Here is a 24052-nt window from a genome sequence, read left to right on the forward strand (position 1 = left end):
AGGGTGTCAAGATAATCGTCTGACGAATCGTGAGCTGCGGGCGCTGTCGCCGGCCCGCAGCACGGACGAAGGAGTTCGGCGTGGCCCTGTCCGACCTGTCCCTGGAAGACCTCGAGAAGCTCGACCTGACGCTGCACGAGCCCGCGGGCCTCGACGAGTTCTGGGCCCGCACGCTGTCCGCGGCCGACGCCCACCCCCTCGACGTCCACCGGGAGCCCGTCGTCACTCATCTGACGACCCTGCGCCACGAGGACCTGTCCTTCGCCGGCTACGACGGACACCGGATCAACGCCTGGCTCGTGCTGCCGGCCGGCGCCGAGGGCCCGCTGCCCGCGGTCGTGGAGTTCGTCGGCTACGGCGGCGGCCGCGGCCTGCCCCAGGACCGGCTCACCTGGGCCAGCGCCGGCTACGCCCACCTCGTCGTCGACACCCGCGGTCAGGGCGCGGCCTGGGGCAGCGGCGGCGCCACCGCCGACCCCGTCGGCTACGACGTCTCCACCCCCGGCTTCATGACCCGCGGCATCCTCGACAAGGACACCTACTACTACCGGCGCGTCTTCACCGACGCCGTGCGCGCGGTGCGGGCCGCCCGGTCCCTGCCCGAGGTCCGCGCCGACGCCGTCTGCGTGGCCGGCGCCAGCCAGGGCGGCGCGATCGCGCTGGCCGCGGCCTCCCTCTCGCCCGACGTGCGCGCGGTGATGGCCGACGTCCCGTTCCTGTCCTGGTTCCGCCGGGCCCTGCAGATCACCGCGGTCGAGCCCTACACCGAGGTCGTCCGCTACCTCAGCGTCCACCGCGACCACGTCGAGCGGGTGCTCGACACCCTCGACCACTTCGACGTCGCCCACCTCGTCCCGCGCGCCACCGCCCCCGCGCTCATCTCCCTCGCCCTGATGGACCGGGTGTGCCCGCCCTCGACCGTGTGGGCCGCCTACCGTCGCTACGGCGGGCCCGCGGAGCTGTCGGTGCACCCCTTCAACGACCACGAGGGCGGGCAGACGCACCAGTGGCGCCGCCAGCTGGAGTGGCTCTCGGCGCTGCTCACGGCACCGGGGGCGAGCGCCTAAGCTTCGGGCCGTGACCACCCCCGCCCCCGACACCTCCCGTCTGGCCGAGCTCATCGCCACCAAGGCCGTCGTGCGGGGGGCGGTGACGCTCTCCAGCGGGGAGCAGGCCGACTACTACGTCGACCTGCGCCGCATCAGCCTCGACGGCGAGGCCTCCGCGCTCGTCGGGCCCGTCCTGCTCGACCTCGTCGCCGACTGGGACTTCGAGGCCGTCGGCGGGCTGACCATGGGGGCCGACCCCGTCGCCCTCGCCATGGTCCACGCCGCCAACGCCCGCGGCTGGGCCGCCGCCCACGGCGGGAAGCCGCTGGACGCGTTCGTCGTGCGCAAGGCCGAGAAGACCCACGGGCTGCAGCGGCGCGTCGAGGGCCCCGACGTCGCCGGGCGCCGGGTGCTCGCCGTGGAGGACACCTCCACCACGGGCGGTTCCGTGCTCACCGCCGTCGAGGCGCTGCGCGCGGCCGGGGCCGAGGTCGTCGGGGTCGCCGTCATCGTCGACCGCGACACCGGCGCCAGGGAGAGGGTCGAGGCCGAGGGCGTGCCCTACCGCCACGCCTACGGCCTCGCCGACATCGGGCTCGCCTGATGGGCACCGCCGGGACCGTCGTCCTGATCGTCGTCGTCCTGCTCGTCCTCGTCGTCGCCCTCTGGTCGGTCGCCACCCGCGCGGCCCTGGTCCGGATGCGCGACCTCGCCGTGGAGGCCGGGGCGCTGGCCGAGCAGCGGCGCAGCCGCCTCGCCGACCTCTCCGCCCACCTCGCCGCGCAGGAGGCGGCGGAGGCCCCCGCCGACCCGCAGACGGTGCGGGCCCTCGCCGACGCCGAGCACCGCCTCGCCGGCGACATCGCCTTCCACTCCGCCGCCGTGCGCGCCTACGACCGGCGCCTGTCCGCCGTGCCCGCCTCCTGGGTCGGGACCCTGACCGGGCTGCACCCCCTCGGCGCGGCCGCCGAGCAGCAGCGCTGAACGCCCTCGCCGCGGTCCTGCCCGCCCTGCGCTGCCCCGTCTGCGCCGGCGGGCTGGACCTGGCCGGGCGGACCCTCGGCTGCGCCGCCGGGCACCGCTTCGACCTCGCCCGCCAGGGCTACGTCAACCTCGCCGTGGGCTCCGCGGCGGCCGGGGACACCCCCGCCATGGTCGCCGCCCGCGAGGGGTTCCTCGCCGCGGGCCACTACGCCCCGGTCGCCGCCGCGCTCGCGGACCGCGCCGTGCCGGGGTTCGTCGTCGACGTCGGGGGCGGCACGGGCCACTACCTCGCCGCCGTGCTCGAGCGCACCGGCGGGTCCGGCGTCGTCGTGGAGGCCTCCACCGCGGCGCTGAAGCGGGCCGCGCGCGCCCACCCGCGGGCGGCGGCCGTGGGGGCCGACGTGTGGCGGGGGCTGCCCCTCGCCGACGCCTCCGCCGACCTGGTGACCACGGTCTTCGCCCCCCGGGCGGTCGCCGAGGTCGCCCGGGTCCTGCGCCCGGGCGGGCGGTGGGTGGTGGTGACGCCCCTGCCCGAGCACTTGGAGGAGGTCCGCGGCCCGCTGGGCATGGTGGGGGTGGAGGAGCGCAAGGCCGAACGCCTGCACGCCGACCTCGCCGGGTTCGAGGCCGTCGCCGAGGACGAGCTGCGCGTCCCGCGCCCGCTGCGGCGCGAGGACCTGCGCGCCCTGGTCCTCATGGGCCCCAGCGCCCACCACGTGGACCCCGCCGAGCTCGACCGGCGCCTCGCGGGGTTCCCCGGGGAGGTCCCCGTCACCGTCGGGGTGCGCCTCACCGTCGTGCGCCGCCCCTGAGGTCAGGCGGGCCGGACCGCGCGGCCCAGGACCGCGGTGGGGACCTCCAGACCGGCCCCCGCCAGCCGCGCCCGGAACGCCTCGACCTCCCCGGCCGCGACCGGGACGACCGCGCGCCAGCCCGTCCCCGTCCACGTCACGTCCTCCAGGGCGTGCTCGCGCCGCAGCGCCGCCTCGACCCGGCCCCCTCCGCCGGGACCGGTGCGGACCTCGACGAGCTCGACGTGGCGGCGGGGCACGACCCCGGCCTCGGCCAGCGCCCCGGACACCGCGCCGCCGTAGGCGCGCACCAGCCCGCCGGTGCCCAGCAGCACCCCGCCGAACCACCGGGTGACGACGGCGACGACCCCGGTCACCCCCGCCCCCCGCAGCGCCGCCAGCATCGGCGCCCCGGCCGTGCCGGCGGGCTCCCCGTCGTCGGAGGAGCGGCGCCGCTCGCCGTCCTCGCCGAGGACGGAGGCGGTGCAGTGGTGGCGGGCGCCGGGGAACTCCCGCCGGACCCGGGCGAGCACGGCGTCCAGCGCCGCGTCGTCGTCGACGGGTTCCAGGGTGGTGAGGAAGCGCGACCGCTCGACGACGGTCTCGGTGCGCACCGCCCGCGCCGGCACGGGCAGCGGGGCCCTCACGACCGGGGCCGCCGGGTCCGCCGGCGCAGCCAGGACACCAGGGGCGCCAGGACGGAGAAGAGGACCGCGACCCCGGCGATGGAGTAGGCGAGGGTCCGCACCCACGGCAGGGAGTCCGCGGCGTAGCCGGCGAGGACGAGCATCGCCCCCCAGCACAGGGCGCCCACGACGTTGGCGGAGAAGAACTTGGCGTAGGGCATGGCCGCGGTGCCGGCGATGATCGGGGTGAAGGCCCGCAGCCAGGGGATGAACCGGCAGGCCACGACCGCGAACCAGCCGTACCGCGCGTAGAAGGCCTCGGCCCTCGGCAGGTGGTGGGCCGCCTTCCCGGCCCGGCGCAGCAGCCACGGCCGGCCCAGCCGGCGCCCGGTCCAGTACCCGACGGTGTCGCCGAGGATCGCGGCCAGCGTCACCCCGACGACGAGGACGGGCAGCGAGACCGGTGACCCGTCGCGGGCGGCGACGAGACCGGCGGTGAAGAGGACGGTGCTGCCCGGGAGCCAGAAGCCGACGAGGGTGCCCGTCTCGGCGAAGACGATCCCGAAGACCAGGACGTACAGCCCGAGCGCCCCGAGGTCCTCGAGCCGGGGGTCGGAGAGCTGCGCGAGCCAGTCGGACACCCGGCGATCCTGTCAGACGGCGCCGCGGCGACCCTCAGGGAGCGAGGGCCGCCAGCCGGGCCCGCTCCTCGGCGCCGAGGCGCCGCGGCCGGCCGGTGGCGAAGTCGTAGGCGACGCAGACCGTCGTGGCGCGCACGTAGGTCCGCAGCTCACCGACGGCGGACTCGTCGGGTTCGAGGACCTCGTAGCCGACCTCGAAGCTGGCACCACCCGTTCGGCCGATCCACAGGTCCACGGCGACCGGGGCGAGGCGGTAGTCCAGCGGGGCGAGGTACTCCACGGTGTGCTTGGCCACGACCATCCCCGTCGCGAGCATCGGGGCGGAACCGTCGGGGGAGGCGATCCCGAAGGCCCGCACGCGGGCCTCCTCGAGGACCCTCAGGAGCTCGACGTTGTTGACGTGCCGGTAGGCGTCCATGTCCCCCCACCGCAGGGACAGGAGCAGACGCTGACGGGCCACCGGGGCATCCTGCCCGGTGGCGGCTCAGCGCTGGGTCTCGGGGGTCTTGCCGGCCCCGCCGGCCTGCGCGGGCAGGGTCGCGGGGCGGTGGTGGTCCTTCCCGCGGTTGCGCAGGTACTCGATGCCGACGGGGATCAGCGACAGCACGACGAGCAGCAGCAGGCCGAGTTCGAGGTTCTCCCGGATGAGCCGGATGTTGCCCAGCGCGTAGCCCAGCAGCGTGATCCCGGTGGCCCACAGGACGGCGCCGATCGCGGAGAACGTCAGGAACGTCCTGCGCGGCATGGCTCCCGCGCCCGCGGCGAGGGTGATGAAGGTGCGCACGACGGGGACGAAGCGGGCCAGGATGATCGCCCGGGCGCCGAAGCGGTCGAAGAACTTGCGGGTCTGCGCGATGCGCTGGGGGGTCAGCAGCTTGGAGCCCGGCCGGTCGAACAGGGCCGGCCCGGCCTTGTGCCCGATCTCGTACCCGACGACGTTGCCGAGGAACGCCGCGACCGACAGCAGCAGGCAGGAGACCCAGAGCGGCTCCTTCAGCACGTCGGAGTGGGTGAACAGCCCGACGGTGAACAGCAGGGAGTCGCCGGGCAGGAAGAAGAGGAACAACCCGCACTCGACGAACACGATCGCGATCGAGACCCACAGCGCGGCCGGGCCGAGGGCGTCCAGGAAGTGCTCCGGGCTGGCCCACTCGGGCAGCAGGGCGGGAGCGGCCGCCGGCATCGACGTGGTCAGCGCGGTGGTGAACTCGGCGAGCAGGGGCACGTGCTCCAGGGTAAGTCCCCCTCGGACGCCCGCGGGCGCCCCGGCCCGGAGATCAGCCCAGAGGATGACCCGTGCTCCCCGGGGTCAGCCCATCGGCCGACCCCGGGCCCGGGGGCCCGGGGTCGGCGCCGCCGCCGGCACCCCTCCCGCGGCGGCGCTCGTTAGGATCCGGCGGTGACCGATGCCCTCACCGAGGGGGAGCTGCGCTTCCTCCAGCAGACCTTCGAGCTGGCCCGCGAGGGCGACACCGCCGAGCTGACCGCCCGCCTCGACGCCGGCGTGCCGGTGAACCTCACCAACTCCGGCGGGGACACCCTGCTGATCCTCGCGGCGTACCACGCGCACGCCGGGACGGTCCGGGCCCTGCTCGAGCGCGGGGCCGACCACGGGCGGGTCAACGACAAGGGCCAGACCGCCCTGGGGGCGGCGGTGTTCCGCCGGGCCGCCGACATCGTCACCGCGCTGCTGGACGCCGGGGCCGACCCGGAGCTGGGGCGGCAGTCCGGGGTCGCCGTGGCGCAGGTGTTCGACCTGCCCGAGATGGCGGAGCTGCTGCGCACGCACCGCCCCTGACCGCAGCTGCGGCGTCCGGCCCCCCTCCCGGCCGCAGGTGCGGTTAGAGTCGGGGGGTGCCGCTGTACCGGGTCCGTGACGCCGCCGACCTGCTCGGCGTCTCCGACGACACCGTCCGCCGCTGGGTCGACGCCGGGTCGCTGCCGAGCACCCGGGACGGCAGCGGGCGCAGCGTCGTCGAGGGGGCCGACCTCGCCCGGTTCGCCGTCGAGCACGCCGCCTCGGCCGCGACCGACACCACCGCCGTGGCCCGCTCGGCCCGCAACCGCTTCGCCGGGCTGGTGACCCGCGTCGTCGTCGACGGGGTCATGGCGCAGGTCGAGATGCAGTGCGGCCCGCACCGCGTCGTCTCCCTCATGAGCCGCGAGGCCGCCGAGGAGATGGGCCTGGCCCCCGGCAGCCGCGCCACCGCCGTCGTCAAGGCCACGACCGTCATCGTCGAGACCCCGGCGGGCACCTCGTGAGGCTCCCGTGAGGCCCCCCGCGCGGCGCGCGGCCGTCCTCCTCGCCGCCGCCGCGCTGCTGCCGGCCTGCGGTCCCGGCGGGGGCGCCGCGGCGACGCCGGACGGCGCGGCCGGGCGCACCCTCACCGTGTTCGCCGCCGCCTCCCTGCAGGGGACCTTCCCCGCGATCGGGGAGCGGTTCGAGGCCGCGAACCCCGGCGTCGACGTGCGCTTCGGCTTCGCCGGCTCCGCCGACCTCGCCACCCAGATCACCGAGGGCGCCCCGGCCGACGTGTTCGCCGCGGCCGACGAGGCGACGATGACCGCGCTCGAGGACCGGTCCCTCACCGCCGGGGACCCCGTCGGCTTCGCCACCAACGCCCTGCGGATCGCCACCCCCGCCGGCAACCCCGCCGGCGTCGCGAGCTTCGCCGACCTCGCCGCCCCGGGGGTGGACGTCGTCGTCTGCGCGCCGCAGGTCCCCTGCGGCGCCGCGACGCGGGCCCTCGAGGCCCGTTCCGGCGTCACCCTCTCCCCGGTCAGCGAGGAGTCCTCGGTGAGCGGGGTCCTGGCCAAGGTCACCTCCGGGGAGGCCGACGCCGGGCTGGTCTACGTCACCGACGTCCTCGCGGCCGGCGACCGGGTCACCGGGATCGAGGTCCCCGGGGCCGCCGACGCCGCGAACACCTACCCGGTCGCCGCCCTGCGCGAGGCCGCCGACCCCGCCCTGGCCGCGGCGTTCGTCGCCTTCGTCGCCGGGGCCGAGGCGCAGGACGTGCTGCGGGGCGCGGGGTTCGGGGCGGCGTGACCCGTCCCGGCGGTGCGGTGGCCGGCAGCGCGCTGCCGCGCTGGGTGTTCCTCCCGGCGGCCCTGGGCCTGCTGCTGGTCCTCGCCCCCCTCGCCGGGCTCCTCTCGCGGGTCCCGTGGACGGACCTGCCCGCGCTGATCACCTCCGGCTCCGCGCGCGCCGCGCTGTCGCTCAGCCTGCGGACCGCCGCGGCGAGCACGGCCTGCTGCCTCGTCCTCGGGGTCCCGATGGCCCTGGTCCTGGCCCGCGCCCGGTTCCCGGGGCTGCGGGTGCTGCGCTCGATCGTGCTGCTGCCGCTGGTGCTGCCGCCCGTCGTCGGCGGGCTGGCCCTGCTGTACGCCTTCGGCCGGCGCGGGCTGTTCGGCCCGCTGCTCGCCGACCTGGGGATCACCCTCGCGTTCACCACCGGGGCCGTAGTGGTCGCGCAGACCTTCGTGTCGCTGCCGTTCCTGGTGCTGAGCCTGGAGGGGGCGCTGCGCACCGCCGGCCGGCGCCACGAGCTCGTCGCCGCCACCCTCGGCGCCCGGCCCGGCCGGGTGCTGCTGCGGGTGACGCTGCCGCTGGTCGCACCGGGGCTGGTCTCGGGCGCGGTCCTCGCCTTCGCCCGGGCCCTGGGGGAGTTCGGCGCCACGCTCACCTTCGCGGGGAGCCTGCAGGGCGTCACCCGGACCCTGCCGCTGGAGGTCTACCTCCTGCGCGAGACCGACCCCGACGCCGCCGCCGCGGTGTCGCTGCTGCTCGTCGTCGTCGCGGTGGTCGTCGTCGTCGCCGTGCGGGGCCGGCCCCGGGGACCGCGGTGAACCCCGCCGCGAACCCCCCGGTGGACCCCGCGGGCGGTGGGCTGGAGGTCGACGTCCGCTTCGCCGAGCGCGACCTCGCGCTGGACCTCTCCCTCGCCCCGGGGGAGGTCCTCGCCGTCCTGGGTCCCAACGGCGCCGGGAAGTCGACGCTGCTGGGGCTGCTCGCGGGGTCGCTGCGCCCCTCCGGGGGCCGGGTCGTCCTGGACGGGGAGGTCCTGGCCGACGACCGCGGGACCTTCGTCCCCCCGCACCGGCGCGGGGTCGGGCTGCTCGCCCAGGACGCCCTGCTGTTCCCGCACCTGGACGTCGAGGCGAACGTCGCCTTCGGGCCGCGCAGCGCGGGGGTGCCCCGGGCCCGGGCCCGCGAGCGCGCCCGACGGGTGCTGGCCGAGGTCGGCGCGGACCCCTTCGCCCGCCGCCGCCCCCACGAGCTGTCCGGGGGGCAGGCCCAGCGCGTCGCCCTCGCCCGCGCCCTGGCCGCCGACCCGCGGCTGCTGCTGCTCGACGAGCCGCTCGCCGCCCTCGACGTCGCCGCGGCCCCGGAGGTCCGCCAGGTGCTGCGCCGCGTCCTGCGCGGCGGCACCGGGGACGGGCGCCGGTCGGCCGTCCTCGTCACCCACGACCCCCTGGACGCCCTCGCGCTGGCCGACGCCGTCGTCGTCCTGGAGGCGGGCCGCGTCGTGGAGCGGGGCCCCGCGCAGCAGGTCCTGGCCGCCCCCCGCAGCGCCTTCGGGGCGCGGCTGGCGGGTCTGGTCCTGCTGCCGGGCACCACCACCGCCGACGGGTTGCGCACCGCCGGCGGCACCGTCGTGCACGGCCCGGTCCGCGGCGCGGCGGGGGAGCGCGGGGTCGCGCTGTTCAGCCCCGCCGCGGTGTCCGTGCACGCCGCCGACCCCGGCGGCCGCGCGCGCAACCGGTGGCCCGCGACGGTCCTCGACGTCCTCCCGCGCGGGGAGGTCGTCCGGTTGCGGGCCCGCCCCGACGCGCTGCCCGGGCACGACGTGCTGGCCGACGTCCCCGTCGCCGCCGCGGCCGCGCTGGACCTCGCCCCCGGCGCGCGGGTGCACCTGGTGGTCGAGGAGGCGGCGGTGGGCGTGCACGTCGCGGGCCCACCGTCCGCGCCGGGGGAGTCCGACGATCGTCGGACGCGGCCCGTCCCGGGGTTCCCCTAGGTTCGGGACGTGCTCGTCCTGGAGAAGATCACGCGAAGGTTCGGGGACCGTCTCGCCCTCGACGACGTCAGCCTCAGCGTCCCCGACGGGCGCATGGTCGGCTTCGTCGGGGCCAACGGCGCCGGCAAGACCACCACCATGCGGATCGCCCTCGGGGTGCTCGCCGCCGATTCCGGGACGGTGACGTTCCGCGGGCGGGTGCCCGACCTCGCCACCCGCCGCCGCTTCGGCTACATGCCCGAGGAACGCGGCCTCTACCCCAAGGGCCGGCTCCTGGAGCAGCTGGTGTTCCTCGCCCGCCTGCACGGGGTGGACCGGGGCGCGGCCGCGAAGCGCGGCCAGGACCTGCTGAGCCGTCTCGGCCTGGGCGACCGGGCCCAGGACAAGCTGGAGTCGCTCTCCCTCGGCAACCAGCAGCGCGTCCAGGTCGCGGCCTCGCTGGTGCACGACCCCGAGCTGCTCGTCCTCGACGAACCCTTCTCCGGTCTCGACCCCCTCGCCGTGGACGCCATGGCCGACCTGCTGCGCGAACGCGTCGCCGCCGGGGTGGGCGTCCTGTTCTCCAGCCACCAGCTCGACCTCGTGGACCGGCTCTGCGACGAGCTGGTGATCCTGCACGGCGGCCGGGTGGTCGCGGCGGGGGAACCCCAGGAGCTGCGGCGCCAGCGCGGCGGGTCCCGGTACCGGCTCGTCACCGACGCCGACCCCGACTGGCTGCGCGACGTGCCCGGGGTCCGCGTCGTGGAACGCCGCTCCGACGGGATCGTCCTGGAACTCCTGCAGGGCGGCGACCTGGACCAGCGCGTCCTCGCCGAAGCGCTGCGACGGGGGCCGGTCCGCTCCTTCGCGCCGCTGCTGCCCACGTTGTCCGAACTGTTCCAGGAGGTGTCCCGGTGAGGGGCCAGTGGTGGATCGTCGCCCAGCGGGAGATGACCGAGCGCCTGCGCGACAAGGGGTTCATCTTCTCGACCGCGCTGCTGTTCGTCATCGTCGCCGCCGCGGCCGTCCTGCCCGCGGTGTTCTCCGGGGGGACCGACGACTACGACGTGGCCGTCACCTCCTCCGCGCAGCCGCTGGTCGCCGCGCGACCCGGTGAGGACCCCGACACCCGGATCGCGCTGCGCGAGGTCGCCGACGACGCGGCCGCCGAGGCCGCCGTCCGTTCCGGCGACGTCGACGCCGCCGTGGTCACCGGGGACCGCGGCGCGGTCATCGTCGGCGACCGCACGGTGTCCGACACCCTCGCCGGTGTCCTCCGGGACCGGATCGGCACCGCCCAGACCGTGCAGGGTTTCCAGGACCTCGGCGTGGACCGCGCCGAGACCGAACGCGTCCTGTCCCTGCCGCCGCCCGCGACGCAGCTGCTCGACCCCGACGCCGTCGACCCGCTGCTGGTGTACTTCCTCGGCCTCGCGTTCGCGGTGCTGTTCTTCCAGATCGTCGTCATCTTCGGGTACTCCATCGCCCAGAGCGTCGTGCAGGAGAAGCAGACGCGGGTCATCGAACTGCTCGTCACCACCGTGCCGGTGCGCCAGCTGCTCATCGGCAAGATCCTCGGCAACGGCATCCTCGCCTTCGGGCAGGTCCTGCTGCTCGTCGCGGCCGGGCTGGGCGCGCTGGCCCTCGCCCAGCCGGAACTGCTGGAGAGCCTGCCCGGGATCCCCAGCGCCGCGGTGTGGTTCCTCGTGTTCTTCGTCCTCGGGTTCGCGATGCTCTCGTGCCTGTGGGCGGCGGCGGGGGCCATGGCCAGCCGCCTGGAGGACCTGCAGTCCACCGCGACCCCGGTGCAGATGTTCGTCATGCTGCCGTTCTTCGCGAGCTTCCTCGCCAACGAACCCGGCGCCCTGCAGACGGCGCTGAGCTACATCCCGCTGTCCTCGCCGATGGTCATGCCCAAGCGCGTCGTCCAGGGCGACGTCGCGCTGTGGGAACCGCTGCTCTCGCTGCTGATCATCGCCGCGACGGCCGTCCTCTTCGTCGCCGTCGCCCGCCGGCTCTACGAGAACAGCCTGCTGCAGACCGGACGCTCGCTGGGGTTCCGGTCCGCCTGGAGGAAGGCCGTCTGAGCTTGCGAGGATGGTCCGGTGAGTGAACCGGACGGGTACGTGGAGCGGGTCGTCGGCGTCGGGCCCTGGGAGGGGCCCTGGCCCGACGACCCCCGCTACGACCCGGACCTGCTGCGCGAGGGCGACCGGCGCAACGTCGGCGACGAGTACCGCTACTGGTCCAACGCCGCGATCGTCGCCGACCTCGACACCCGCCGGAACCCCCTGCACGTCGCCGTCGAGAACTGGCAGCACGACGCGAACATCGGCTCGGTGGTCCGCACCGCGAACGCCGTCAACGCCGCCGGCGCCCACGTCGTGGGCCGCAAGCGGTGGAACCGCCGCGGCGCGATGGTCACCGACCGCTACCTCACCGTCCACCACCACGGCGACGTCGCGGACCTGGTGGCCTGGGCGCGGGAACGGGGCCTGCCCATCGTCGGAATCGACAACGTCGAGGGCTCGGTCCCGCTGGAGACCTACGACCTGCCGCGCGAGTGCGTGCTGCTCTTCGGGCAGGAGGGGCCCGGGCTGTCGGAGGAGGCCGTGGCCGCCTGCGTCGACGTCCTGGCCATCGCCCAGTTCGGGTCCACCCGCTCCCTCAACGTCGGCGCCGCGGCCGCCGTGGCGATGCACGCCTGGGTGCGCCGCCACGTCTTCGGGCAGCGCCCCTGCTGAGGATCCTGGCACCTCGGGCGGGCAGGAGCGGTAGACCCCCGCTCCGGGGCCCGGGGAGCATCGGGGGGTGACGTTCTCCCTCGGCATCGTCGGCGCCGGCCAGTTCGCCGGCTCCTTCTCCAAGCTCTTCCAGCTCCACCCCGACGTCGGTGACATCCACGTGACGGACCTGCGGCCCGAGCGCGCCCGGGCGCTCGTGGACGCCCAGGGCCTCGCGGGCACCTTCCCCGACGTCGAGCGGATGCTCGACTCCCCGCTGGACGCGGTGGCGGTCTTCACCCAGCGCTGGACCCACGGCCCGCTCGTCGCGGCCGCCCTCGACGCGGGCAAGCACGTGTACTCCGCGGTGCCGATGGCCATCACGGTCGAGGAGGTCGCCGCCATCGTGGACCGGGTCCGGCGCACGGGGCTCACTTACGTGATGGGGGAGACGAGCCACTACAACCCGGCCGTGGTCTACGTCCGCCAGCGCCTCGCCGAGCTCGGCCAGGTCTTCTACGCCGAGGGCGACTACGTCCACGACATGGACCTCGGGTTCTACGACGCCTACCGCTTCTCCGGCGGCGAGGGGTGGAAGTCCACCGCCAGCTACCCGCCCATGCTCTACCCCACCCACGCCGTGGGCGGGGTGCTGGGCGCGCTGCCCACCCACGCGACGAGCGTGTCGTGCATCGGGACCCCGGACCGCCGCGGCGACGGGGTCTTCGACCGCGAGGTCAGCCGGTTCGACAACGACGTCTCCAACGCCACGGCCCTCTTCGAGCTCGCCGGCGGCGGGTCGATGCGGACCAACGAGTTCCGCCGCGTCGGCTACCCCAGCCACCTCAAGGAGTCCCGGTTCCGGTTCTTCGGCACCGAGGCGAGCTTCGAGCAGACCGTGAGCCAGAGCGTCTGGATGGACAAGCAGGGCTTCACCGACGTCACCGACCTGCTGGAGGCCCGGCCCAGCCTGGCCGAGGACGACCCGTCGCTGGCCGGGGTCTCCCCCGCGCTGCGGGCGGCGTTCGTGTCGGGGACCGCGCCGGTGCACGACCGCTCGCGCCTCCCGGACAGCTTCACGGGCGCCCCGAACGGGCACGAGGGCGCGCACCACTTCCTCGTCGACGACTTCGTCCGGGCCGTGACGACCCGGACGCCGGCGCCGGTCGACGCCTGGACCGCGGCGCGCTACACGCTGCCCGGGATCGTGGCCCACGAGTCGATGCGCCGCGGCGGGGAGCGCCTCCCGATCCCCGACCACGGCGACGGGCCGGCCTGAACCGGCCGCCCCCGGACGACGAACGGCGCCCCACCGCAGGTGGGGCGCCGTTCGTCGTCGCGCGGGATCAGGGCAGGACGAGGACCTGACCGACCCGGATGTGCGCGGGGTTGTCACCGATGGCGGCGCGGTTGACGTTCCACACCGCGACGTAGCCGCCGACGACGCCGTTGTTCACCGCGATGCGGTACAGCGTCTCGCCGGGGGCGACGGTGTGGGTCCGCACGCCCGCCGGAGCCGCCTCCACGACCGCCACCGGGGCGGGAGCGGGCGCCGGGGCCGGGGCCGGCGCCGGAGCGGGGGCGGGCGCCGGAGCGGGGGCCGGGTGCAGGAGCGCCTGCTCCATGCCGACCGGGTCGGCCGCGCCGTTCAGGCCCAGCTTGCGCGAGCAGGAGGGCCAGGCGCGCCAGCCCTGCCGGGCGAGGACGCGCTCGGCGACGACGATCTGCTGCTCGCGGGAGGCGAGGTCGGCGCGGGGGGCGAACTGGCCGCCGCCGAAGCCGGTCCAGGTGCGGGGGCTGAACTGGATGCCCCCGTAATAGCCGTTGCCGGTGTTGATGTGCCAGTTGCCGCCGGACTCGCACTGAGCGAGGCGGTCCCACTGCTCCAGGGGAGCGGCGGAGGCGCTGGAGACGGGGCCGAGGAGCGCGGCGCCGGCCGCGCCGGCGGCGGCGGTGGCGAGCAGGCCGCGGCGGACGAACGAGGAGTTGCTGGGCGCACGGTGACGTGCCGGGGCGCGACGGATCGCAGACATGGTTGGCCTCCAACGCCTGCGAGGTCAGCTGTCGGGTTCGGGTCGAAGGTGTGACCCGGCCGCGCGGACGCGGCTTCACCCCGAGGACTCCCGCACGGGTGCGGTCGTCCGAGGAACCTTGGGTCCCCCGCTCCTGCCCACGGGTTCTGCTACCGGCGCGGTGGGCAGGACTCGGCGTCTCCGCGGCCGTGTCCCCGAAAGGGCTCGGGGACGGACCGACGGTAACAAGCCGGAGGCCTCCCGTACACCGTCCCGTGGCCGCTCCGTGACGCCGGGACGGGTCCGGCCCCGCTGCCCGGGCGGGGAACGCGCCCCGGTGTGACACGGATCACCCCCTGGAGGGGCCGGGTCAGCTGTTGGCGAGCAGCTTCGCGACGGCTTCCTCGATGCGCGGGGTGAAGTCCCCGGCCCGCTCGCCCTCGCGGCCGTGCAAGGGCTCCCCGAAGGTCACGTGGACCGGCGGGCGCCCCTTGGCGGGCCAGTTCCTCCGCGGCGGCATCGCGTCGTAGGTCCCGCGCAGCGCGATCGGCACCACCGGCACCCCCGCCTCCAGGGCGAGGTAGGCCGCGCCCTTCTTGAAGGGGCGCATCTCGCCCGTGTAGCTGCGCCCGCCCTCGGGGAACATCACCAGGCTCCAGCCGTCGGCGAGCAGGCGCGAGGAGGCGTGCGGGCCGCGCCCGCCGCGGCGCTCCAGCGGGAAGGTGCCGATGACCAGGCCGGAGGGCGCCGCGCGCCACCACACGTCGAAGAAGTAGTCCGCCGCCGCCGACACCGCCACCCGCCGCCGCCGGCGCGGGCCCAGGGCCTCCAGCAGGACCGGCGCGTCCAGGTGCGAGGAGTGGTTGGAGACCAGGATGGCCGGGCCGCCGATCCGGTCGAGCACCTCGACGTTGTCGACGGTGATCGTGAGCTCGGCCCGCAGGACCGGGGTGAGCAGCACCCGCTGCAGCAGCCCGCGCACCGCCGTCGCCGGGGCCGAGCGCACCCAGTCGTTGCGGTGCACCGACCGGGCGTTCCCGTCGCCCGGTGCGGGAGCGGATCCGGAGCGCTTGCGCAGCAACGGGAGCGCTCGCACGATCCGGGTGGGTCGGGGGATCCCCATCAGCTTCGCCATCCTTCGGTCCTCGACACCGGCGGTCCGCCTCGACTGCTCGACGGTGTGGAGCGCACGGTCCGCATCCTGCCACGTCTCCTGCTGCGCCACCCCCGCCCCGAGGGGCGGGGGGCGCGGCTCAGTCGGTGCCCGCGAGCACCAGCTGCGGGACCCGCAGCCGGCGCGCCGGCGAGGACGCCGCCCAGTCCGCCACCGGCCAGCGCGAGGCGCGCGCGAGCCGGAACAGCGGGACGTCGGGGGAGACGGCCGTCGGGTTGCCGACGGTCTTCAGCAGCGGCACGTCGACGTGGGAGTCGGCGTAGGCGTAGCTGGCGGCCAGGTCCGCGCCCTCCACCTCGGCGTAGCGGCGCAGCCAGGCCGCGCGGGCCTCCCCGACCAGCGGCGGGGAGGTGAGGAAGCCGTTGGCCCGGCGGTGCCCGCCGAGGTCGCGCTCCTCGTCGAGCTCGGTGCACACGACCTCGTCGAAGAGCCCCTCCAGCGGCCGGGTCACCTGGCGCACGTCACCGGTCATGAGGATCGTGCGGTGCCCGGCGTCGCGGTGGGCCTGGATGCGGCGCAGCGCGTCGGAGGACACCTGCTCCAGGAACCGGGGGGCGTGCACGTCGTCGACGTAGGCCTCCAGGCGGTCCAGGTCGACCCCGGCGTAGCCGCGGAACAGCGAGCGCAGGAAGCTGCCGCGGTCGCGGCGCTCGGCGGCGATCCAGCCGGGCAGGTGCCGCACGATCCGGCCGAACTCCGCCACCCGGGCCGGGGCGTCGAGGGCGGACAGCCGCAGCGCCAGGTAGGAGTCGACGACGGTGCCCGGCAGCAGCGTCCCGGCCAGGTCGAAGACGGCCAGCACCGGCGCCGCCCCCTCGGCCACGGGCTTCAGCTCGCGCGGGCCGCTGGCCTCGGTCAGCGTGCGGCGGCGGCGGATCTCCTCGTACTTGCGCATCTGGGTCGTGACGCTGGGGCAGTGGCTCTCCAGCCAGTAGTGCCGCCAGTCCACGACGGAGGTGTCGAAGCCGAACAGCTCGACGTCGGCCGGGTCCAGGGCCCGGTGCAGGGCCAGGGTGTTGTCGTCGACGAACCGCAGCTCGGCCTCGGTGTAGGCCTTGTACAGGTCCATGTAGCGGCGGCCGAAGTCGATCTGGCGGCGCGCCTGGTCGAGCTTGCGGGAGGCCTCGCGGACCCGCTCCGAGCGGGGGGCGAGGGCCAGCAGGCGGTCCCCGGCGCTGGTCAGCAGCTCCCCGGCGCGGACCTTGCGCTCCACGGCGCGCCCGCCGGGGAAGTCCCACGTCGGCATGACCGCGGGGGAGGAGTCGAAGGGGTGCTCCGTGAAGTACTCGCGGATGAACTCGTAGACGTCGCGGAAGGTCAGCGGGTTCCGGCTGCCCGAGGACACGTGGTAGTACGCCGGCTGCGACAGCGGCGGCGGGGTCGCCGACGCCTTGAGGATCGCGTTGACGACGTGGTCGATGGGGACGACGTCGATCACGGAGTCCGGGGCGGCGGGGAACTCGGTGAGCTCCCCGCGGCCGTAGGCCAGGATGATCGGCTCGGCCATCTTGAAGCCCTCGATCCACCCGGGGTGGGGGTGCTGCACGGCCGACTCGACGATGCTCGGGCGCAGGATCGTCGTCGGGACCACCGGCGCGGCGATCTCCTCGACGAGGCGCTCGCCCATCGCCTTGGTGAAGGTGTAGCAGTCGGTCCAGCCCAGCGTGCGGGCCCGCTCCTTGCCCGCGGCGACCTGGCGCTCGGCGACCCACTTCACCCGGCGCTCCTCCGCCCCGGCGGCCACGCTCAGCGGCCCCGCGCGCCCGTGGTCGCGCTCGGCGGCGCTGAGGAACGCCTTGAGCTGCGCCTCGAGGCGGGAGTCCTCCTCGATGCGGGCGGCCAGGCGCAGGCCGGCGTCGGTCTCGGTGCGCCAGTCGACCTGGTGGTCCACGGCGCGCTCGGGCACGGCCCCGCGGCGGCGGCCGCCGACGTAGGCCGTGGAGACGTGCACGTAGTGGACGGCGCCGTGGCCGCGCTCGCTGGCCTCCAGGGTCCGCTCGACCAGCGAGCGGGTGCCCAGCACGTTCGTCGTGAAGGCGTCCTGGATGAGCGGGTCGAACGACACGTCGCCCGCGCAGTGCACGACGACGTCGATGTCGGAGGGCAGCTCCGGCACGTCGGCGAGGTCGCCCTCCAGGGCCTGCACGCGCGTCGCGACCAGGTCGTCCACGTCCCCGGCGGCGCGGAAGATCGGCTTGCGCAGCACCGCGCGCAGCCGGTCCTCGCCGCTCTGCCCGGGCTTGGGGCGCACCAGGGCGAGCGCCGTCGCACCGGGCAGGTCGACGAGCAGGCGCTGCAGCAGCGCCTCACCGATGAAGCCGGTGACCCCGGTCAGGAGGAAACGCTTGCTGTCGAGCTGCTCAGCCAATCGCACCGGGGAATCCTGTCACGTCCGCGCGGCTGCCCCGTGCGCCCAGCACCCCCGGCGACGGTGCCCCGGCACCGGTGGGTCGTCGCGGGACGGCCGGGCGGGCGGGGGCTACGGTGGGTCGCGGGCGCGGCGCAGCGCCCGCAGCGACCCGCGAGGAGGCGGCCGTGAGCCGGGTGCAGACCGACCCCACCGATCCCACCGACACCGTCCGGCGGCGGCCCTCGCCGCGGTCGGTGGCCGTCTGGAGCGCGGTGGCCCTCGTCGGGGCGGTCGCCTGGACCGTCCTCGCCCTGGCCCGGGGGGAGTCGGTCAACGCGCTGTGGATCCTCTTCGCCGCGCTCGCCTCCTACGCCATCGGCTACCGCTTCTACTCCCGGTTCATCACCTACCGCGTGCTGCGCGCCGACGACCGGCGCGCGACCCCCGCGGAGCGGTACGAGAACGGCGTCGACTTCGAGGTCACCGACCGGCGGGTGCTCTTCGGGCACCACTTCGCCGCGATCGCCGGGGCGGGCCCGCTGGTCGGGCCGGTGCTGGCCGCGCAGATGGGGTACCTGCCGGGGACGATCTGGATCGTCGTCGGGGTCCTGTTCGCCGGGGCGGTGCAGGACCTCACGGTGCTGTTCTTCTCGATGCGCCGCGGCGGCAAGAGCCTGGGGCAGATGGTGCGCGAGGAGATCGGGGTCGTCGGCGGCGTCGCCGCGCTCGTCGCCGTGTTCGCCATCATGATCATCATCCTGGCGGTGCTGGCCCTCATCGTCGTCAACTCCCTCGCCGAGTCCCCCTGGGGCGTGTTCTCCATCGCCCTGACGATCCCCATCGCCCTGTTCATGGGCGTCTACCTGCGCTTCCTGCGCCCGGGCCGGGTGCTGGAGGCCACCGCGATCGGCGTCGTCCTGCTGCTGGCGGCGATCGTCGGGGGCGGCTACGTCGAGGCGTGGGGCCTCGGCGACGCCCTGACCCTCACCCCCGAGACCCTGGTCGTCGCCCTCGTCGGCTACGGCTTCGTCGCCTCGGTGCTGCCGGTCTGGCTGCTGCTGACCCCCCGCGACTACCTGTCCACGTTCATGAAGATCGGCGTCATCGTCCTGCTCGCGGTGAGCCTGCTGGTGGCCCGGCCGGTGCTCGCCAACGACGCGGTGACCTCCTTCGCCCGGGAGGGGAACGGCCCCGTGTTCGCGGGGTCGCTGTTCCCGTTCGTCTTCATCACCATCGCCTGCGGGGCGCTGTCCGGCTTCCACGCCCTCATCTCCTCGGGGACCACCCCGAAGATGGTCGCCAAGGAGCGCCAGGTCCGCCTCATCGGCTACGGCGGGATGCTCGTGGAGAGCTTCGTCGCCATCAGCGCGCTCATCGCGGCCTCGGTCATCGACCAGGGCATCTACTACGCGGTGAACTCCCCGGCCGGGGCCACCGGTGGCACCCCCGCCACCGCCGCGCAGTTCGTCACCGGCCTGGGCTTCACGACCTCCCCGGAGGCGATCGAGGCCGCGGCCCGGGCGGTGGGGGAGGAGAGCGTCGTCTCCCGCACCGGGGGCGCGCCCGCGCTGGCGCTGGGGATCTCCCAGGTGTTCCACCAGGCGTTCGGCGGGGGGTTGCAGGCGTTCTGGTACCACTTCGCGATCATGTTCGAGGCGCTGTTCATCCTCACCGCCGTGGACGCGGGCACCCGGGTCGGGCGGTTCATGCTGCAGGACACCCTCGGCAACGTCTGGAAGAAGATGGGCGACCTGTCCTGGCGGCCCGGCAACGTCATCGCCAGCGCCGTCGTCGTCGGCGCCTGGGGCTACTTCCTCCATACCGGCGTCACCGACCCCCTGGGCGGGATCAACCAGCTGTTCCCGCTGTTCGGCATCGCCAACCAGCTCCTCGCGGCGATCGCGCTGACCCTCGTCACCACGCTGCTGGTCAAGCACGGCCGCGCCCGCTACGCCTGGGTCACCGGGGTGCCGCTGGTGTGGGACCTCGTCGTGACGATGACCGCCAGCGCCCAGAAGGTGTTCTCCGACGACCCGAAGATCGGCTTCTTCGCCCAGCGCGAGCGCTACGCCGACGCGCTGGCCGCCGGCGAGGTCCTGGCCCCGGCCAAGGACGCGGGGCAGATGCAGCAGGTCGTCACGAACTCCACGGTCAACGGGGTGCTGCAGGCGCTGTTCGCCCTCCTGGTCGTCGTGATCGCCGTCAACGCGGCCGTCGTGGTGGTCCGCGCCCTGCGCGCGGGCGGGCTGGCGACGACGGAGGAACCGGCCGTGCCCTCCCGCCTGGTCGAACCCTCCGGGCTGGTCGTCACGGCCGAGGAGCGCCACCGCCTCGCCGCGCTGCGCGAGGAGCTGACCCCGTGAGGCGCCTGGTCTCCGCGCTCGGCTGGTGGCGGCGGCAGGTCGACGGCACCGACCGCTGGGAGGCCTACCTGCGGGCCTGCGCGGCGCACGGGCACCCGCCGGTGAGCCGCGGCGCGTTCGAGCGCGCCCGCGCCGACGCCCGCGCCGCCCGCCCCGGGGCGCGGTGCTGCTGAACCCCGCCCCCCGCCCCCTCGTGGTGGGGGCGACGGCCGACGACCTGAGACGGAGCTGAGACGCGGTGCTCGACAGCTGGCGCGCACGCCGACACGATCGACCCGTGAACCGCTACCGGGTGACCGCCATCGCCCACCGTCGCTGCGCCGGCTTCACCGCGGGGGAGGCCGGGTCGGGCATCGTCCACGTCGAGACCGTCCGCGCCGAGGACGCCGGGTTCGCCCGCGACCTCGTCCTGGTGCGGCTGCACGCGGAGTCCGCGCTGGTCAGCCCCGCCCCCGTCGGGGTGGACGCCGTCCTCGTGGAACGGGTGCGCTGGGGGCGCGCGCCGGTGCGCGAGCTGGACCGCCGCCGCGTCGTCGCGCTGCGCTGAGGCCGGGGCGCCCCGTGGTCGAGCTCGGTCCGGAGGAGTTCGAGGAAGCCGTCGCCGACGCCCTCGACTCCGTCCCCGCGGACCTGGCCCGGGCCATGGACAACGTGGTCGTGCTCGTCGAGGACGACCCGCCCGAGGGGTTCCCGCCGGACCTGCTGGGGTTGTACGAGGGCACCCCGCTCACCGAGCGCGGGACGTGGTGGGCCGCCGGGGCGCTGCCGGACCGGATCACGGTCTTCCGCCGCCCCACCCTCGCCGTCTGCGCCGACCGCGCCGAGGTCGTCGAGGAGGTGCGGATCACCGTCGTGCACGAGATCGCCCACCACTTCGGCATCGACGACGCCCGCCTGCACGACCTCGGGTGGGCGTGAGGCCCGGAACGAGGCACGGAATCAGGACGTGCCCGGCGGGGTTGGAACCGCCGTGAACATCGACCTGCTGAGTTTCGAACTGGCCCGCGAGGCGTTCGAGGACCGCCGCTTCACCGAGGGCGTGCGGCTGCTGGAACCCCTGGTCGAGAGCCACCCCGACGACCGCTCCCTGCGCGAGCTGCTGGCCCGCAGCTACTTCGGCGCGGCGATGCTGAGCAAGGCGGAGGACCAGGCGCGGGACCTGGTGCGGCGCACGCCGTCCGACGCGTACGCCCACCTGCTGCTCTCGCGCACCCTGGAGCGGCAGAGCCGCCACGACGAGGCCCGCGGCCACCGGGTGATGGCCCACGTCCTCGGCGCGGAGGTCTGACCCTCAGATCAGGTCGACGAGGTCGCCGATCCCGTCGACGACCCGGTGCGGCTGGAACGGGAAGCGCCGCACCTGCTCGCGCTTCGTGGACCCGGTGAGGACCAGGAACGTGCGCAGCCCGGCCTCGATGCCGGCCACGACGTCGGTGTCCATCCGGTCCCCGATCATCGCGGTCGTCTCGGAGTGGGCCTGGATCCGGTTCATCGCCGAGCGGAACATCATCGGGTTCGGCTTCCCCACGAAGTACGGTTCCGCCCCCGTGGCCCGGGTGATGAGCGCCGCCACGGACCCCGTCGCCGGCAGCGACCCCTCCTTGGAGGGGCCGGTCGCGTCGGGGTTCGTGGCGATGAACCGGGCCCCGGCCTCGACGAGGCGGATCGCCTTGGTGATCGCCTCGAAGGAGTAGGTCCGGGTCTCCCCGAGGACGACGTAGTCCGGATCGGTGTCGGTCAGGATGTAACCGGCCTCGTGCAGCGCCGTCGTCAGCCCGGACTCGCCGATGACGTAGGCCGAACCACCCGGCAGCTGACGGGCCAGGAAGTCCGCCGTCGCCAGCGCCGAGGTCCAGATGCTCTCCTCGGGGACCTCGATGCCGCTGCGGGACAGCCGGGCGGCGAGGTCGCGCGGGGTGAAGATGGAGTTGTTGGTCAGCACCAGGAAGCGGCGGCTGGAGTCGACCAGGCGCTGCAGGAACTCCGCGGCGCCGGGCAGGGCGTGCTCCTCGTGGACGAGGACCCCGTCCATGTCGGTCAGCCAGCACTCGATGCCGTTGCCGTCGCTCATCGCGTTCCCCTCCACGCGCTCACTCCGGCAGCCCGGCCAGCACGGCGGCCGACCCCGACAGCCCCAGCCGGGTCGCCCCGGCGTCCAGCAGGGCGAGGGCGGCCTCGGTGCTGCGGATCCCGCCGCTGGCCTTGATCCCCAGCCGGCCCCCGACGGTGGCGTGCATGACCTCGACCGCGTGGACGCTCGCCCCGCCGCTGGCGTGGAACCCCGTCGAGGTCTTGACGAAGTCGGCGCCGGCGGCCTCGGCCGCCCGGCAGACGGCGACGAGCGCCTCGTCGGGCAGCGCCGCGGACTCGACGATCACCTTGAGCACCCCGGGGGACGGCACGGCCGCGCGCACGGCGGCGATGTCGTCGCGGACGGCGTCGTACGCGCCGGCGAGCGCCGCGCCCACGTCGATGACCATGTCGACCTCGTCGGCCCCGGCCCGCACGGCCCCCGCGGCCTCGGCGGCCTTCACGGCGCTGGTGTGCTTGCCGGAGGGGAACCCGCAGACGGTGGCGACGACGAGGCCGGTGCCGTCGACCGGCAGCGCGTTGGGCGAGACGCAGACGGCGAGGACGCCGAGCTCGCGGGCCTCGGCCACCAGGGCGGCGACGTCGGCGGCCGTGGCCTCGGGCTTGAGGAGGGTGTGGTCGACCAGGCGGGCGACGTCGGAACGGGTGCGTGCGGTCACGGGCGCCGAGTCTGCCACCTGACGCCGCCGCGGCGGCAGCCGCGATCCGCGCTCAGCGGGCCGGGTCGGCGGTGCGGGCCGGGCGGGGCCCCGCGAGGCGGTCCCGTCCCGCGGCCTTGGCCGCGTAGAGGAACGCGTCGGCGCGGCGCAGCGCCTCGGCCGGCGGCTCGGCCCGGTCCCAGCGGCTGACGCCGACGGAGCAGGTCTGCCCCTCGGGCACCAGGGCGCGCAGCTCGTCCAGCAGCGCCGTGGCGCGCTCGACGGACTCGTCGACGACGACGGCGACGAACTCCTCCCCGCCCCAGCGCGCGAGCAGGCCCCGGGGGCCGAGGTGGGCGGTCCACGCGGCGCTCGCGGCCCTCAGCAGGTCGTCGCCGGCCTGGTGGCCGCGGGAGTCGTTGTAGGCCTTGAAGTGGTCGAGGTCGAGCAGGGCGAGGACGACCTCGCCGGGCGTCCCGGGCCGGCAGACCCGCGCGAGGTGGTGGTCCAGGGTGCGGCGGTTGGCCAGGCCGGTCAGGGGGTCGGTGCGGGCCATCGCCTCCAGGCGCTGCGACTGGCGGCGCAGCTGCTGCAGGAGGTCCCAGACGCGGGCCACCACCAGCGCCACCAGGGCCAGCGAGCCCGCGGCCAGCCAGGCCACGGGGGTCTCGCGGTGCAGCAGCGACATGACGACGAGCACGGCCGAGGGCAGCACCGCCGCGACGGCCAGCACCACCAGCCGCGGCGCGCTGAGCCCGCCGGCGTCCTCGCCGGTCTCGACCCGGGGCCAGGGGCGGCGGGCGGAGGCGGCGGCCACGGCGAGGCTGACGTAGTAGAGCAGCCACAGCACGTCCACCCAGCGCGGGGCGGTGGTGCCCCCGGTGGTCAGCTGCTGCAGGTTCCAGGCGACGTCGGCCACGATCGTGCACGTGCTGCCGGCCACCAGCAGCCAGAAGGCCGGCGGCCGGCTGCCGGGGCCGGTGACGAGGCGGGCCACGAGGAAGACGAGCAGCACGTCGCACACGGGGTAGACCGAGCTCACGACCCGCGCCGGCAGCGGCTGGGACCCGTCGGAGGCGGTGGGCAGGACGACGAAGACCCCGAACAGGGTCGCGGCGCTGAGGGAGAGGACGGCCGCGTCCAGCAGGTTCCCGCGGTGGCGCGCGGTGCTGCGCCCCCGGTCCAGGCGCAGCACCCCCACGGTCACGGGCACGTAGGCGGCGAGGTAGAGGAGGTCCGCGGACGTGGGCCAGGACCCGTCGCCGCGCAGCGCGAGCCGCGCGAAGCTGACCTCCCCGGCGAGGTAGAGCACCTGCGAGGCCAGCAGCCACCACCACGGCCCCCGGTGGGCCCGGGGGACGCGGACGACCGCGAGCGCCGTCACCGCCGTGCAGGAGGCGACGGGGACGAGGTAGGCGATCGTGCTCGCGTCCGTCCCGGGGGTGGGCAGGCAGGCGAGCGCGACCGCCAGGAGACCGCCCACGGCGGCGACGACCACCAGGCTCGGGGTCGGTCGGGAGCGGTGCACGTCCCTCCATCGGCGCAACGGGCGCCCCGCCGGAGCGGCCGTCCGGATGACGGTGGGTGGCTGTCGGTGGTGACGGTTAGGC

At 75.5% G+C, this 24052-nt stretch carries 28 protein-coding genes and 1 riboswitch; of the genes, 18 read left to right on the forward strand and 10 right to left on the reverse strand.

Annotated elements, in window-relative coordinates; genetic code table 11:
• Nucleotides 1-80: 80 nt before the first annotated feature.
• The 4 genes from KRAD_RS12900 to KRAD_RS12915 are packed head-to-tail and all read left to right on the forward strand — an operon-like array spanning nucleotide 81 to nucleotide 2845.
• Nucleotides 81-1067 carry an acetylxylan esterase gene (locus KRAD_RS12900; RefSeq protein ID WP_012086057.1) on the forward strand — a complete coding sequence of 329 codons (987 nt, stop codon included), beginning with the start codon at nucleotides 81-83 and terminating at the stop codon, nucleotides 1065-1067.
• Between the two features lie 10 nt (nucleotides 1068-1077).
• Nucleotides 1078-1653 (forward strand): orotate phosphoribosyltransferase, encoded by a 576-nt coding sequence (gene pyrE / locus KRAD_RS12905; protein WP_012086058.1) that lies wholly within the window; start codon nucleotides 1078-1080, stop codon nucleotides 1651-1653.
• Complete coding sequence (locus tag KRAD_RS12910; RefSeq protein ID WP_012086059.1) at nucleotides 1653-2033, forward strand: hypothetical protein; 381 nt, start codon at nucleotides 1653-1655, stop codon at nucleotides 2031-2033. Before pyrE ends, KRAD_RS12910 begins: the two co-directional genes overlap by 1 nt.
• A complete protein-coding gene (locus KRAD_RS12915) occupies nucleotides 2030-2845 on the forward strand; it encodes a putative RNA methyltransferase (RefSeq protein ID WP_041292079.1) in 816 nt (271 codons plus the stop codon). Before KRAD_RS12910 ends, KRAD_RS12915 begins: the two co-directional genes overlap by 4 nt.
• A 2-nt stretch (nucleotides 2846-2847) precedes the next feature.
• Here KRAD_RS12915 and KRAD_RS12920 read toward each other — a convergent pair whose 3' ends face one another.
• From KRAD_RS12920 to KRAD_RS12935, 4 genes are read right to left on the reverse strand one after another with little or no spacing between them, the layout of a single operon-like run.
• The gene (locus KRAD_RS12920) at nucleotides 2848-3471 is read right to left on the reverse strand and encodes an IMPACT family protein (RefSeq protein WP_083782059.1); all 624 of its coding nucleotides are present in this window, start codon (nucleotides 3469-3471) and stop codon (nucleotides 2848-2850) included.
• The gene (locus tag KRAD_RS12925; protein ID WP_012086062.1) at nucleotides 3468-4091 is read right to left on the reverse strand and encodes a DedA family protein; all 624 of its coding nucleotides are present in this window, start codon (nucleotides 4089-4091) and stop codon (nucleotides 3468-3470) included. The genes KRAD_RS12920 and KRAD_RS12925 overlap by 4 nt, the downstream gene beginning before the upstream one ends.
• A 34-nt stretch (nucleotides 4092-4125) precedes the next feature.
• The gene (locus KRAD_RS12930) at nucleotides 4126-4551 is read right to left on the reverse strand and encodes an acyl-CoA thioesterase (RefSeq protein WP_012086063.1); all 426 of its coding nucleotides are present in this window, start codon (nucleotides 4549-4551) and stop codon (nucleotides 4126-4128) included.
• Between the two features lie 24 nt (nucleotides 4552-4575).
• Entirely contained in the window at nucleotides 4576-5316 is a 741-nt protein-coding gene (locus KRAD_RS12935; RefSeq protein WP_012086064.1) for a DedA family protein, read from the reverse strand.
• 174 nt (nucleotides 5317-5490) lie between these two features.
• Here KRAD_RS12935 and KRAD_RS12940 point away from each other — a divergent pair, with 174 nt between their 5' ends.
• The 9 genes from KRAD_RS12940 (at nucleotide 5491) to KRAD_RS12980 (ending at nucleotide 13093) form a co-directional block, all read left to right on the forward strand.
• Nucleotides 5491-5889, forward strand: a complete 399-nt coding sequence (locus KRAD_RS12940) for an ankyrin repeat domain-containing protein (RefSeq protein ID WP_012086065.1) — start codon at nucleotides 5491-5493, stop codon at nucleotides 5887-5889.
• A 56-nt stretch (nucleotides 5890-5945) separates the two neighbouring features.
• Nucleotides 5946-6353: a TOBE domain-containing protein gene (locus tag KRAD_RS12945; RefSeq protein WP_012086066.1), complete on the forward strand. Its 408-nt coding sequence runs from the start codon at nucleotides 5946-5948 to the stop codon at nucleotides 6351-6353.
• 7 nt (nucleotides 6354-6360) lie between these two features.
• Nucleotides 6361-7140, forward strand: coding sequence for a molybdate ABC transporter substrate-binding protein (gene modA, locus KRAD_RS12950; protein ID WP_012086067.1), 780 nt, complete (start codon nucleotides 6361-6363; stop codon nucleotides 7138-7140).
• Nucleotides 7137-7940 (forward strand): ABC transporter permease, encoded by an 804-nt coding sequence (locus KRAD_RS12955; protein ID WP_012086068.1) that lies wholly within the window; start codon nucleotides 7137-7139, stop codon nucleotides 7938-7940. Before modA ends, KRAD_RS12955 begins: the two co-directional genes overlap by 4 nt.
• Nucleotides 7937-9112 (forward strand): sulfate/molybdate ABC transporter ATP-binding protein, encoded by a 1176-nt coding sequence (locus KRAD_RS12960; RefSeq protein ID WP_012086069.1) that lies wholly within the window; start codon nucleotides 7937-7939, stop codon nucleotides 9110-9112. Before KRAD_RS12955 ends, KRAD_RS12960 begins: the two co-directional genes overlap by 4 nt.
• A gap of 9 nt (nucleotides 9113-9121) precedes the next feature.
• Entirely contained in the window at nucleotides 9122-10009 is an 888-nt protein-coding gene (locus tag KRAD_RS12965) for an ABC transporter ATP-binding protein (RefSeq protein ID WP_012086070.1), read from the forward strand.
• A complete protein-coding gene (locus KRAD_RS12970; RefSeq protein ID WP_012086071.1) occupies nucleotides 10006-11178 on the forward strand; it encodes an ABC transporter permease in 1173 nt (390 codons plus the stop codon). The genes KRAD_RS12965 and KRAD_RS12970 overlap by 4 nt, the downstream gene beginning before the upstream one ends.
• An 18-nt stretch (nucleotides 11179-11196) precedes the next feature.
• Nucleotides 11197-11835, forward strand: coding sequence for a TrmH family RNA methyltransferase (locus KRAD_RS12975; RefSeq protein ID WP_012086072.1), 639 nt, complete (start codon nucleotides 11197-11199; stop codon nucleotides 11833-11835).
• A 67-nt stretch (nucleotides 11836-11902) separates the two neighbouring features.
• The gene (locus KRAD_RS12980; RefSeq protein WP_012086073.1) at nucleotides 11903-13093 is read left to right on the forward strand and encodes a Gfo/Idh/MocA family protein; all 1191 of its coding nucleotides are present in this window, start codon (nucleotides 11903-11905) and stop codon (nucleotides 13091-13093) included.
• A gap of 67 nt (nucleotides 13094-13160) precedes the next feature.
• Here the strand turns inward: KRAD_RS12980 and KRAD_RS27555 are convergent, their stop codons facing one another.
• The 3 genes from KRAD_RS27555 to KRAD_RS12995 form a co-directional block, all read right to left on the reverse strand.
• On the reverse strand, nucleotides 13161-13847 hold the full coding sequence (locus KRAD_RS27555) for a LysM peptidoglycan-binding domain-containing protein (RefSeq protein ID WP_012086074.1): 687 nt from the start codon (nucleotides 13845-13847) through the stop codon (nucleotides 13161-13163).
• A riboswitch (cyclic di-AMP (ydaO/yuaA leader) is annotated at nucleotides 13846-14015 on the reverse strand. Its footprint overlaps the gene before it by 2 nt.
• A 181-nt stretch (nucleotides 14016-14196) precedes the next feature.
• Nucleotides 14197-14961 carry a lysophospholipid acyltransferase family protein gene (locus KRAD_RS12990; protein ID WP_049821196.1) on the reverse strand — a complete coding sequence of 255 codons (765 nt, stop codon included), beginning with the start codon at nucleotides 14959-14961 and terminating at the stop codon, nucleotides 14197-14199.
• Between the two features lie 118 nt (nucleotides 14962-15079).
• On the reverse strand, nucleotides 15080-17374 hold the full coding sequence (locus KRAD_RS12995) for an SDR family oxidoreductase (RefSeq protein WP_012086076.1): 2295 nt from the start codon (nucleotides 17372-17374) through the stop codon (nucleotides 15080-15082).
• A 170-nt stretch (nucleotides 17375-17544) separates the two neighbouring features.
• Between KRAD_RS12995 and KRAD_RS13000 the strand changes: the two genes are divergently transcribed.
• From KRAD_RS13000 to KRAD_RS13015, 5 genes are all read left to right on the forward strand, one after another.
• Entirely contained in the window at nucleotides 17545-19713 is a 2169-nt protein-coding gene (locus KRAD_RS13000; protein WP_049821485.1) for a carbon starvation CstA family protein, read from the forward strand.
• Nucleotides 19710-19886, forward strand: a complete 177-nt coding sequence (locus KRAD_RS25120; RefSeq protein WP_083782060.1) for a CstA-like transporter-associated (seleno)protein — start codon at nucleotides 19710-19712, stop codon at nucleotides 19884-19886. Before KRAD_RS13000 ends, KRAD_RS25120 begins: the two co-directional genes overlap by 4 nt.
• Before the next feature lie 104 nt (nucleotides 19887-19990).
• Entirely contained in the window at nucleotides 19991-20260 is a 270-nt protein-coding gene (locus KRAD_RS13005) for a hypothetical protein (RefSeq protein WP_041292081.1), read from the forward strand.
• A gap of 14 nt (nucleotides 20261-20274) precedes the next feature.
• Nucleotides 20275-20631 (forward strand): metallopeptidase family protein, encoded by a 357-nt coding sequence (locus tag KRAD_RS13010; RefSeq protein ID WP_012086079.1) that lies wholly within the window; start codon nucleotides 20275-20277, stop codon nucleotides 20629-20631.
• Nucleotides 20632-20683: 52 nt separating this feature from the next.
• Complete coding sequence (locus KRAD_RS13015) at nucleotides 20684-21001, forward strand: tetratricopeptide repeat protein (protein ID WP_012086080.1); 318 nt, start codon at nucleotides 20684-20686, stop codon at nucleotides 20999-21001.
• A 3-nt stretch (nucleotides 21002-21004) separates the two neighbouring features.
• Here KRAD_RS13015 and KRAD_RS13020 read toward each other — a convergent pair whose 3' ends face one another.
• The 3 genes from KRAD_RS13020 to KRAD_RS13030 are packed head-to-tail and all read right to left on the reverse strand — an operon-like array spanning nucleotide 21005 to nucleotide 23970.
• Nucleotides 21005-21784 carry an HAD-IIA family hydrolase gene (locus KRAD_RS13020; protein WP_012086081.1) on the reverse strand — a complete coding sequence of 260 codons (780 nt, stop codon included), beginning with the start codon at nucleotides 21782-21784 and terminating at the stop codon, nucleotides 21005-21007.
• A gap of 19 nt (nucleotides 21785-21803) precedes the next feature.
• Nucleotides 21804-22463, reverse strand: a complete 660-nt coding sequence (deoC, locus tag KRAD_RS13025) for a deoxyribose-phosphate aldolase (protein WP_157873593.1) — start codon at nucleotides 22461-22463, stop codon at nucleotides 21804-21806.
• 52 nt (nucleotides 22464-22515) lie between these two features.
• On the reverse strand, nucleotides 22516-23970 hold the full coding sequence (locus tag KRAD_RS13030) for a GGDEF domain-containing protein (RefSeq protein ID WP_041292082.1): 1455 nt from the start codon (nucleotides 23968-23970) through the stop codon (nucleotides 22516-22518).
• Nucleotides 23971-24052 lie beyond the last annotated feature (82 nt).

This window comes from Kineococcus radiotolerans SRS30216 = ATCC BAA-149, from assembly GCF_000017305.1.
Classification (GTDB): domain Bacteria; phylum Actinomycetota; class Actinomycetes; order Actinomycetales; family Kineococcaceae; genus Kineococcus; species Kineococcus radiotolerans.